This window comes from Rhodopirellula maiorica SM1, from assembly GCF_000346295.1.
Classification (GTDB): Bacteria; Planctomycetota; Planctomycetia; order Pirellulales; family Pirellulaceae; genus Novipirellula; species Novipirellula maiorica.
Window position 1 is genome coordinate 1 of record NZ_ANOG01000683.1, and the last position, 11267, is coordinate 11267.

Consider the following 11267-nt stretch of genomic DNA (forward strand, 5'->3'; position numbering starts at 1 on the left):
CGGCTTGTGTCGAGGACAATATGCGTCAGCCGTTTAACGATTTGCGACATGCCGTACCATGCCAAAGTCCCGGTGGGGTCCCCTGACACTCTAACCTAAAACAAGTGATAGGCTTTGGCATCGAGTTTTTTGGCCAGCAGCGGATCGTTGGCTCGGGCCAGCAGATCATAGTACGCGTAGGGATATTTAAAGACGTGGCCGATACCGAGCGTCTTATCACCTCGCTGCTGCCAGTAGCGGGCGTCCTTGGGACGCAGTTCGCTGGGCTTGTGATCGGCAATTTTGCGGCTTGTTGAATCGGGCCCCTGCCGCGTCACCGTCACGTATTTTCGAAACGCGATGCGACAACTTTCGGCCCATTCGGCATCCCCCATCGCAGCCATTTCGATTAACGACTGGCCGAACGTCAACATGTGTCCGGCAAACCCTTGTCCAAATCCGACAAAACGATCGATAGCATCACTTGCTTCCTGCAAGACAAATTTTGACGCAGCGGCCGAATCGGTAAACGGCGGCGGATCGATTCCATCGTCGGGTTCGACATCCCGCCATGGCTTGATCGCTCGAATCAGGTTGCACACGCCATCGACTCGTTGGCGTGTCGCCGCTTCGGGCAGCATGCGAAACGCCTTGATCGCGTGCATTGCAAAAATTGCATCGTGACCCACCTCGCGAAGCACCCCGCTGTTTTCGGCAAGCGCCTTACCTACTTGTTCGGCCGCGTCGGGCACAGGATCGCGCTGGGCAAACGGTTTACACAGCTTTGTCGGCGCCCAGTTCCGATCAAACAACTGGACAATCCGAGTGGCGGCCGCATCGTCGAGATCATTGTCCACACACATCATGTGTGCCGAGATCATCGCGGCACCGCGATGTCCGTCGGCGAAATAGTTCATCTCCGGAGCTCTTGCCAACGCATTGAGCCCTAACAACACCAACCGCTTCTGCTGAAGACTCGGTTCGTCAGCCTCGCAAACTTGGTCACCGGACATTAGCGTTCCGCTCAGAATCGCGGCACTTCCCACCGCAAATTGGCGACGATCGAGAGGCAGGGGCATCGGCGAGGACTCCGGTTTAAAAAATTCGATAACGCGACAGGTTTCGCTGCTCTATCTTAACCGAACAACGCGTATCGGACGCCAAATCAATTTACTTTCCGCGTTTGATTAACAACTGGTGAGGGATCGCCATCAGGTCCACGGCGATATCCGCAATGATGGTTCGCCCCTTGGTTAGCCACGCCGAAGCGAATGCCCAAACCGCGATCCATTCCATCCAAAACAAAAAATTGTATTCGTTTAGCGTCCGCTTCCACTCGGGCGAAATGAGGAACAGATAAGCCCCCATCGCCGCCATGCTCAACAAGATCACCAAACCGCTGGACCGGTAAACAAAATTCCGTTCGCTTTCATGAGGTTCCATTTCGCGATTGGTCGATTTGGAACTAGGAAAATGAAACAGCGAATAAGTAGCCAGCGTCAAGAAGAACACCCCGCCGCTGATCGAGTGCAAGTACCCGACCAATGACCTCTGATACAGCGGATCGGAGTTCGGGTCCAATGGAAACAATGCCACGCCCAACGCGGAAACGCAGCCAAGATTGGCCGTCCAGCTTTCAATCCGGTCATATCCCCGATAGCAGAACAGGAAGACACCGATCGAGCACATTGTGCCCACGAAAACATCACGCAGACCGGTGTGATAATAGCTGCTGATGTTGTCTTGAAAGTCGATTCCAAAGAACAGCCAACCGACGGGACCGAGCACGATCGGCAACAAAAATCCGCTGACGCCAATCGCGCGTCGAATGCCCATGTACGACAGGACCAGGGCGTTAGTTTTGTCGGAAAGATCGGGAATCATGTTGGGGCTGTTGAAAAAGACCGGGTCACTCAGTTCATCTCATCTCGCGGGATTTGCGTTGGGCACGCTGTTTATCGCGAAATCGCTTTTTCCGTTTCGCATCTTTTTCTTTGGATGCTTCTTCTTTCTCGGCGATCACCTTTGCCGTTTGCACTTGTTCACGCCGCATCAATTCGGGTGTCTCGAGAGTCAAACGTCCGAGTTCACCGCCACGGATATCATTCACCAGAATCCGCGAGGCACGATCGATATCCACCATATTGTTTTTTCCGAGACATCCTCGGCGGCGACCAATCGCTTCGATCAGTTCCAAATCGGTGCCAGGCACGGAATCTAAATCGTAACGCTGCATCAACCGTTCGGGATAATTCGCGGCCAAGTAGCGAGCTCCAAAGAAACCGATGTCGGCATAATCCATCGCGGTGTCTTTGATCGAACCGACCAAGCCCAACCGGTAACCGCTGTTGACATTGTGCACGTTCGGCCACAGCACACCCGGTGTATCCAACAGAGCGACGCTGTCGCCAATGTTGACACGTTGTTGCTGCTGAGTGACCGCAGGCGTGTTCCCCGTTTTCGCAATCTTTCGGTTCGCCAAAAAATTAATGATCGTTGATTTTCCGACATTGGGAATGCCGACGATCATCGCGGTGATCGTTTTGCCAGCGCGGTGCGGTACCATTTTGGCAACGATGTGTTTCAAACGCCGGATCGTCGGTACGTCTTCGGTCGTGACCGCGTGGGCGCGGACGCCCTCAGATTCTTCGAAATGCGAGATCCAGACGTCGGTCATCGCATCGTCGGCAAGGTCGCTCTTGGCCAACACCTTTAGACAAGGTTTATCGCCACGCAATTCGGCCAGCATCGGATTCTCGCTCGAGTACGGAATCCGCGCATCAAGCACCTCGATGACCACGTCGACTTTGGGGAGCACCGATTGAATTTCGAGCCGGGCTTTGTGCATATGGCCCGGAAACCACTGAATGGACATAAGGGAATCGTCACTAACAAGGAAATGTGGGATAGGCTTCCAGCCTGTCATCAGCAACCGTCACCTTAGCGAAAACAAGCCAAGCGATTCGGCCCGCGTCGTTTCGGCAGGTGTCGGGAGACCGAAAGTCTTGGCGACTTTCGCTACGGCCAATGCGGCCTTCGCTACGGTCAATATGCTCGACCAGAAGTCTTCTTCTCCCAGTTTCACCGGTGGCGATCATCCTGGTAACCCCCTCGACGCAATGTTCCCGCCGTTCTGCGGGTTTTCCCGAGTTTAGGTCGAGTGCGCGAGCCTATCGTCCGCCGAACAGTTGATAGCCGGGAACCGCGGTGCGAACGCTCCACAACGTTCCTCCCGCAGTCACGAACAGCGTCTTGCCGTCTTTCCCCCCGAAGGCACAGTTGGTGGTTTCGTCGCGGGGAATCGAGAGAAAATCGATTTTTTCACCCGCGGGCGAAAAAACGTAAATGCCTGCCGTCGGGCGATCCGCGGTTTGAGCCGGTGGCCGCGGTTTGTTCAATCCTGCCGCCACATAGAGTCGGCCTTGCTGGTCCAGCTTCATCCCGTCGGGCCCCCGCGTCGTTCCCCAATCATAGATCAACGTCTGGGTTTTCAGATCGAGTGTCCCATCGGCGTTCAAGTCAAACCGCCAAAGCTTGCGGGCCCCCCCGAGTTCATTGTTGTTGTCCGCCACATATAGGAATTGGTCATCAGGCGTTACGATCAACCCATTGGGACGATCGACTTCGTGAGCGATGATGCGAGTCACACGGCCATCGGGATCAATCCGGTACACTCCTTCGACTTTTTGTCCCTCGTCGTCCAACATTTCCATCCCGCTGCGATCCCCGTATTGCGGATCAGTGAAATAGATGCGTTTTTTGGAGTCGATCGTCAGGTCATTGGGCTGATTGAATCGACTTCCTTGGTAGGAATCCGCCAATACACGAAGCGTTCCATCCGCCTCGATTCGTTGGACCTGGCGTCGCTGATTATCGCAAATGACCAGCCGGCCTTGTCGATCGAACAGCAGACCGTTCGATCCGGCGTCGGCTCGGAACACCGAACTTTGGCCGGCAAGATCACGACGATTAATGTTCCCTTCGCCGCTGGTCAGCAACCCCAATCGTGGATGCCAAACCGGGCCTTCGCCTGCACCGTGGTCTTGCAACATTTCTGGTTGACTAAGAAAGACGGGATCGTCCGCCGCAACGGCCGAGACGAACGGCAATCCCGCAAGAAGCGAGCACAACAAGACCCAGTGCGTGTGAGAATGTCCGAGGCGGAGGGCAGGCATGGATTTCAGTTCCATTGGCGAGTGGGGAGATGGATGTCATGATTCATTGTCGCTAATGACAATGCAAGTCAAAACGATGGCGAAGCAACCGAATTGGATCAAGCGAGGATGAACCGACACGATGGATGAAGACACAATTTACAGCATGCTGGGCGGCGAAGAGGCGGTTCGCGGCTTGGTCGACCGTTTCTATGATTTGATGTCCGAATTACCAGAGGCACGCCCAATACGTGACATGCACCCCTCGGATTTGAGCGAATCGCGTGACAAGTTGTTCAAATTTTTGTCAGGGTTTTGGGGCGGGCCCTCGCTGTACATCCAGCAATATGGACATCCGATGTTGCGAGCGAGACACCTGCCGTTTCCGATCGGTGATAGCGAACGAGATCAATGGATGCTGTGCATGACGCAAGCAATCGACGAACGGGTCGAGCACAAACCGCTTGCCGATCATCTGAAGATGACATTCCAGCGCACCGCCGATCACATGCGAAACCAAGTGGGATAGGCAATGTCGGACCGACTTCTATTGCTTGAGGACGCGATTGTGCGAGATGACAGGCTGGAAGCCTATCCCACATTTGATGGGGAGGCGGCGGAGTTCTAGAATATAAGAATATCGCCCCGCGACACTTTTTGAGGAGGATCGAACGATGTCTCACTCTCACTTTCTCGGTGTATTGCTTGTGGTGCTCTTTGCCAGCACAAATGTCCTGTCCAATGTCGCGAAATCAGAGAGCCCATCCTCCTCGCCCGGTTCGATCAGCGACAAGACACCTGCCGGAGCACAGGCTCCTTTGCTGGTCGGGATCACGGTCCATCAGCGCGATGTAACGACCGATTCAGCAGTGGCTCAGCGCTATTTTGACCAAGGGCTGAATCTCGCTTATGCGTTTAATCATGACGAGGCCATTCGTTCCTTCCAAGAGGCAGCTCGGCACGACCCCGATTGCGGCATGGCTTGGTGGGGAATCGCACTTTGCAATGGACCTCATATCAACCGTCCCCCGATGGACGAACCTCATTCGATCGCGGCTTGGCAGGCGATCGAAAAAGCACAAACCAGCCGCAAGCTAGGCACGCCGGTCGAACGTGCGTTGATCGATGCCTTGGCAAAGCGTTACCGTGGCGATACGGAGGAAAACATCGCCGAACGAGAGACGCTGAACAAGGACTATGCGGATGCCATGCAGCGAGTCCACCAGCAATTTCCGGACGATCATGATGTCGCGGTACTGTACGCCGAATCATTGATGAATTTACGCCCCTGGGACCTGTGGTCCGACGAGGGCGAAGCACGGCCGGAAACGAACCAGGTGTTGACGTTACTTGAAAACGTGATGACAGCACTCCCCAATCACCCCGGCGCAAACCATTTGTATATTCATGCGGTAGAAGCATCGCCCCAGCCTGAACGAGCCATGGCGGCAGCCGATCGACTGCGGACGCTGATGCCAGGCTCGGGGCACATGGTACACATGCCCGCTCATATCGACGTGCGTACGGGCAAGTGGTCTCAAGCAGCAGAGCAAAACGAGATGTCGATGAAGGTCGACCACGTTTACCGCCAAGCTTCGCCGCACCAAAAATTTTACTCCATCTACATGCTCCACAATCCTCACTTTCTATCTTTTGTTTGCATGATGCAGGGACGTCAGGATCGTGCGATCGAAGCAGCACAACAAATGCTCGCATCTGTTCCCGCTGAGTTTCTGAATCAGTCACCGGAATTAGCGGATCCATTCATGGCGATTGAGTACCAAGTGATGGTCCGGTTTGGCCAATGGGATCGGTTGCTCTCGATGCCCGCTCCGCATGACCAATTGCCGATCACGACCGCGATGTGGCGGTTTGCTCGGGCCACTGCGTTGGCGGCCAAGCAAGACCTAACAGCCGCGGAAGAAGAACAACAACTTTTCCGCGATGCCGTCGCCGCAGTGGATCAAGATGCCAAAGGGGCAATCAACGCGGCCCACGATATCTTGAAAGTCGGTGAGCATACTTTGGCGGGCGAAATCGCGTTCCAGAAAGGGGATATCGACACCGCGGTAGCGGAGCTAAAAAAGGGTGTCGCCGCTGAAACGGATCTTCTTTACATGGAACCGCCCGAGTGGATTCAACCGGTCCGCCATTCGCTCGGCGCCGTCTTGGTCGCTGCGGAGCGATGGGACGAAGCCGAACAGGTCTACCGTAAAGATCTTTCGCAGTGGCCCGAAAATGGATGGTCGCTGTACGGATTGGCGAAATGTCTAAAAGCGAAAGGCGACACCGCGGCCGCAAAAAAAATTGATGAACGATTCCGTGCCGCCTGGAGCGATGCCGACATCCGCATCGGAGCCACTTGTTTGTGCGTGCCTGATGTAAGAACCGTTTCGCAAGACGCAGAATGATGACAAGGAATATTGGGCATGAGTAAACCCCATCCGAAACCGATTCCCGCAGGCGAAATCCGGGGACTTGCCCTGGATGTGATCCAACACGATCGATTCCCCTACCTGGCAACCATCGACGGTGATCAACCGCGACTGCGACCGGTGTCGCCGGTTCGCACCGAGGACTTTACGGTCTATATCGCGAATTTGCGTGGCTACCACAAAACCCAAGAGATTGCTGCGAATCCGAAGGTCGAACTTTGTTATCTCAGTGACACGCATGATCAAGTCCGGATCACGGGCGTGGCCACGATCCTCAGTGACCGAACCACTTTGGAATCGATTTGGAACGACAATCCACTGCTGCGACAATACCTCGGCAACATCGACAATCCAGAATTGATTATCTATCGCGTCGATCCCAACCAAGTTCGCTTTATGCGGGAATGGGCGATCGAGTATCACGACGTCGATATTGATCCTAAAACAAGTCCGGCAGCCGATGCGTGAACTATTTCGCACGCTGCCACTGATGTGTGTTGTCCTGCTTGTTCCGGTATTGCCCTTTCTGCTTTTCGGAGGCCGAATCGAAGATTGGTTGCGAGGCGTGGCCGAGGATCCTCCGTCGATGACCGCCACTGCGGCGTTGATCATTGGGCTGTTGGCCACCGATATCCTGTTGCCGATTCCGTCGAGCGTGGTCAGCACGCTGAGCGGTTGGCAACTCGGTTGGTGGCGTGGAACGATCGCGACGTGGATCGGTATGAATTTGGGCGCCGCCATCGGATTCGCCTTGACCCGGCGATGGGGAAAACCGTTTGCCCTGTGGTTCAGCCGCGGCGAGGATCTGCAGCGGATGCAAACGATCAGCGATCGATATGGTCCCTACGTGTTGATCATCACGCGGGCGGTCCCGGTGTTTGCCGAAGCGAGCGTGTTGATTGCCGGCATCCACCAATTATCGTGGCGACGTTTTTTGCCGGCGGTGGTGTTCAGCAATCTTGGCATTGCGATCGCGTATTCGATCTTTGGCGATTTTGCCGAACGACATCAATGGCTGCCACTTGCCTTAGGGGTATCGGTCGCCGTTCCTGTGCTGGTCGCCGCCGCGGCAAAAAGGTACCTGCCTCAATGAGTCGGTGATGGCATAGACGAACAAAATTCTTCGGTTAAACTTTCGTCGATGAATAAACGACTTACCAAAATCAGCAAATATCTAAGCTTCGTGCTGAAGCACCACCCCGAGGCAATCGGAATAAGCCTCGATCCGTATGGTTACGTGAACATCGAAGAGCTGGTCAAAAGTGCAAACGCCAGCGGCAAATCGATCACGACGGAACAGGTTTACCAGGTCGTCGCCGAGAGTGAAGAGCAGCGGTTTGCGTTGAGCGACGATCGGCTTCGCATTCGCGCGGTTTGAGCCCGTTTTCGTGATGCCGTTTTCGAGTCCGTCTCTCTGGCACTGCAACCCGACAAGGCTCCTGTGACGCTCGACCCCATCGCCATTCCCAAATCAATCAAAGCGAATCCGCTTTCCCCTCGTCAGATCGATTTGATCGACCAGACGCATGATCGTATCGAAGCGTTCATGTTGGCCGATTCAGCAGTGATCGAAACCTTTGTGCCTTGCGATTTCCAGTGGCTGAGCCAGTGTTTGGACTGGATTAAACAGCAACACATGGCCTCCGGAAAACGTTTTTGCGAACTCGGCAGCGGCTTCGGAGCTGCCGCAATGCTGGCCGCGATGCAAGGCATGACCGCGGTCGGAATCGAAATTGAACCCGATCTAGTCGCCCACTCCAATCGACTGGCAGCAGACCTTGGGATCAACGCCCAATTCTATTGCGGCAACTTTGTACCAAGTTCGATGGCGGGATCATTGGCATCGTCACGCGAGGCCGATCACATCGCAACCGGCGGTAATGATGCTTACGAGGCCATCGGCATCGCATTTAACGAATTCGATTTGTTCTTTGCGTTCCCATGGCCAGGCGAGCATGAATTCTATAAAACGCTGGTCGATACCTGTGCCGCCCCTGGCGCAATGTTGTTGACCTACAACGAACGTGCAGGCATGAAGTTGTTCCGCAAGCCGTAGGCGTAGGCCGGATCAAGTCGCGGCAAATGACAATAGGCTCGAAGTGGCACCCTCGCTGTGTCGGATTTGACAACATGCCGGTCCGGCGTCCCCATTACAGCTCGAGATCCGTTATGCTATTTCCATCCCCACCTGAACAATCTGCTACCTACTCGCCTATGACTGTTCATCATGCCAGACCTTTGCTCGCTGCGCGATAACGATTCCAATCCGCAGCACACCGCCAGTCGCGTTCGCATGCGAGTCGTCGCGGTCAGCGTGATGATGGCATTCATGCTGTATTTGGACCGCGTTTGTTTGGGGGAAATCGTCAAAAGCAATTCCTTCCTTGGCGATTTCCCGGACGCCAGTAAAGAAGAAATTGGCGAGGTGCTCGGCGCTTTCTTTTTTGCTTATGCCCTGTTCCAAGTTCCCTCGGGGTGGGCCAGCGATCGGTTTGGCGGCCGAGCGATGTTGACATTCTATATACTTGCTTGGTCCCTGCTGACGGGATTATCGGGAATGGCCGGCACGCTCGGTGGACTGTTGGTGGCACGGTTGGCGTTTGGCGTTGTCCAAGCCGGTGCGTATCCGACTAGCAGTGGCGTGATTCGCCGCTGGTTCCACTTTCGCAACCGGGCCATGGCCAGTTCCTTTGTTTCGATGGGGGGACGATTGGGCGGAACACTCGCCCCGTTTCTAACCACCCTGCTGATCCTGCAACTCAGCAGTTGGCGATACGTGCTGTATCTCTACAGCGTCGTGGGGATTCTCGCCGCGGCGGCGTACTGGATCGTTGTCCGCAACCGCCCCGAAGATCATCCGCGAGTCAACGCAGACGAAATCGAATTGATCGGCGACCTCGATACGGCTGAGGCCAAACCCGATGCCAGCGACATCTTGCCGATGTTAGCAGCGATTATCAAAAGTCGTTCGCTATGGCTCAATTCGATGGCTCAATTCTGTTTGGTGTTCGGCTGGGCATTCTTAATCACGTGGCTACCGACCTATCTAAAAGAAGAAAAAGGAGTCGAATCGTTCTTGGGATCCTTGATGGTGACCGGAGTGTTGGCGATCGCGATTCCCGGGCAATTGATCGGCGGTTGGCTGGGCAATCGCGCTGTCCGCTCGCTGGGACATCGCTGGGGACGGATTGCGCCGCTAAGTGCGACCTGTTTCCTCGCATCACTTGCTTACGTTGGATGTTCGAGCTTTGATTCGGTTTGGATGATCGTCGCATGTTGCGCGATGGTCTCGCTAATGACGGACATCGGCAACCCAACGGTATGGGCCTTCATGCAAGACATCGGTGGACGTAACACCGCCGCCGTGTTTGGCTGGGGCAACATGTGGGGTAACTTCGGTGCCGCCGCCAGCGCGATCGCAGTGCCGAGACTGATGACGATAGGGCGATCGATCGACGGCGTTTCCAGCGGAGGGCAATCGCTAGTTTTTCTCACCTGTGCGGGTATGTATATGCTTGCTGGACTTGCCATTCTTGGCACCGATGCAACGAAACGCATCCGCCAACCCACCACGCCATCAATCCGTTAATGAGCATCCACTGCAGCCACAGAAAGTAACCCAACATGAAAATGATTTTTGATGCGCATCTTGACCTCAGTTTGAACGCTCTGGAATGGAACCGCGATCTGCGGCAAACGGTGGCAAAGATTCGCGAAACCGAGCGACCGCTGCCGGCTCGGTTAAATGGCCAAGCCGCTGGCACCGTTTCGTTGCCCGAGATGCGTCGCGGCGGCATCGGGTTATGCGTGGCGACTCAAATCGGTGGCTGTATGAAACCACGGTCGTTTGTTGCCAATTGGGAGTCGCCGTCGCAAGCCTGGGCGATGACGCAAGGCCAATTGGCCTGGTATCGCGAGATGCAGCGGCTTGGTGAAATGGTGCAAATCACTGATCGCGAAGGACTCGAATCGCACTTGCATCGCTGGACCGACCCCATCGCCGCCGCAGAGCGAAACGAACCGATCGGTTACATATTAAGTCTCGAAGGCTCTGATTCCATCGTGACGCTCGACCACCTTGACCAAGCATGGCAATACGGGCTGCGTGCACTCGGTCCTGCACACTACGGGACCGGACGCTATGCGATGGGCCATGACATGCAAGGCGAATTTCCGGCTTGCGGAATCGAACTCGTGCGCAAAATGGATCAACTCGGCATGATCCTCGATGTGACCCATCTAAACGAAGCTTGTTTTTGGCAAGCGATCGAGATCTACGATGGACCGGTATGGGCAAGTCATCAAAATTGCCGTGCCCTCGTCGATGATGTGCGTCAATTCAGTGACGAACAAATCAAAGCGATGATCGATCGTGATGGAGTGCTTGGCGCCGCCTTTGACGTGTGGATGGTCGTCCCAGGTTTCGTCCGCGGCCAATCGACTCCCGAATCGATTGGCGTCACGATGCAGCACATTGCGGATCACATCGACCACATCTGCCAGTTGGCAGGAAACGCAAAACATTGCGGTATCGGCAGCGATTTGGATGGAGCCTTTGGCCGCGAACAATCCCCGAGCGATCTTGATACGATCGCAGATCTGCAATCGCTCGAGTCGATCCTGGCCAAACGGGGCTACAGTGACGACGATGTTTCGGCCATCTTCCACGGCAATTTCCTGCGGGTACTGCGTCGTGCTC

At 55.1% G+C, this 11267-nt stretch carries 12 protein-coding genes; 8 read left to right on the top strand and 4 right to left on the bottom strand.

The genetic code is table 11. The annotated features are described in order from the left end of the window. Positions 1–95: 95 nt before the first annotated feature. The 4 genes from RMSM_RS21930 to RMSM_RS21945 all read right to left on the bottom strand — a co-directional run bounded on the left by RMSM_RS21930 (position 96) and on the right by RMSM_RS21945 (position 4154). Complete coding sequence (locus RMSM_RS21930; protein WP_008701493.1) at positions 96–1058, bottom strand: hypothetical protein; 963 nt, start codon at positions 1056–1058, stop codon at positions 96–98. 91 nt (positions 1059–1149) lie between these two features. Then, positions 1150–1863 (bottom strand): hypothetical protein, encoded by a 714-nt coding sequence (locus tag RMSM_RS21935; protein ID WP_008701495.1) that lies wholly within the window; start codon positions 1861–1863, stop codon positions 1150–1152. 34 nt (positions 1864–1897) lie between these two features. After that, positions 1898–2854 (bottom strand): ribosome biogenesis GTPase YlqF, encoded by a 957-nt coding sequence (gene ylqF / locus RMSM_RS21940; protein WP_040768845.1) that lies wholly within the window; start codon positions 2852–2854, stop codon positions 1898–1900. A gap of 295 nt (positions 2855–3149) precedes the next feature. Beyond that, positions 3150–4154: an SMP-30/gluconolactonase/LRE family protein gene (locus RMSM_RS21945; protein ID WP_052031750.1), complete on the bottom strand. Its 1005-nt coding sequence runs from the start codon at positions 4152–4154 to the stop codon at positions 3150–3152. 121 nt (positions 4155–4275) lie between these two features. On the opposite strand from RMSM_RS21945, the gene RMSM_RS21950 reads away from it, so the two are divergent. The 8 genes from RMSM_RS21950 to RMSM_RS21985 all read left to right on the top strand — a co-directional run. Continuing rightward, positions 4276–4662 (top strand): group II truncated hemoglobin, encoded by a 387-nt coding sequence (locus tag RMSM_RS21950; RefSeq protein ID WP_008701503.1) that lies wholly within the window; start codon positions 4276–4278, stop codon positions 4660–4662. Between the two features lie 145 nt (positions 4663–4807). Next, positions 4808–6544 (top strand): tetratricopeptide repeat protein, encoded by a 1737-nt coding sequence (locus RMSM_RS21955; RefSeq protein ID WP_040768847.1) that lies wholly within the window; start codon positions 4808–4810, stop codon positions 6542–6544. 18 nt (positions 6545–6562) lie between these two features. After that, positions 6563–7036, top strand: coding sequence for a pyridoxamine 5'-phosphate oxidase family protein (locus RMSM_RS21960; protein ID WP_008701507.1), 474 nt, complete (start codon positions 6563–6565; stop codon positions 7034–7036). Then, entirely contained in the window at positions 7029–7661 is a 633-nt protein-coding gene (locus tag RMSM_RS21965; protein WP_008701509.1) for a TVP38/TMEM64 family protein, read from the top strand. Before RMSM_RS21960 ends, RMSM_RS21965 begins: the two co-directional genes overlap by 8 nt. Positions 7662–7709: 48 nt before the next feature. After that, positions 7710–7946 (top strand): RNA 2'-phosphotransferase, encoded by a 237-nt coding sequence (locus tag RMSM_RS21970; RefSeq protein WP_008701510.1) that lies wholly within the window; start codon positions 7710–7712, stop codon positions 7944–7946. A gap of 63 nt (positions 7947–8009) precedes the next feature. After that, a complete protein-coding gene (locus RMSM_RS21975) occupies positions 8010–8624 on the top strand; it encodes a class I SAM-dependent methyltransferase (protein ID WP_008701511.1) in 615 nt (204 codons plus the stop codon). 171 nt (positions 8625–8795) lie between these two features. Continuing rightward, positions 8796–10157, top strand: coding sequence for an MFS transporter (locus tag RMSM_RS21980; protein ID WP_008701513.1), 1362 nt, complete (start codon positions 8796–8798; stop codon positions 10155–10157). 35 nt (positions 10158–10192) lie between these two features. Continuing rightward, positions 10193–11267 (top strand): dipeptidase (locus RMSM_RS21985; RefSeq protein WP_008701514.1); only part of this gene is annotated, 1075 nt, incomplete at its 3' end.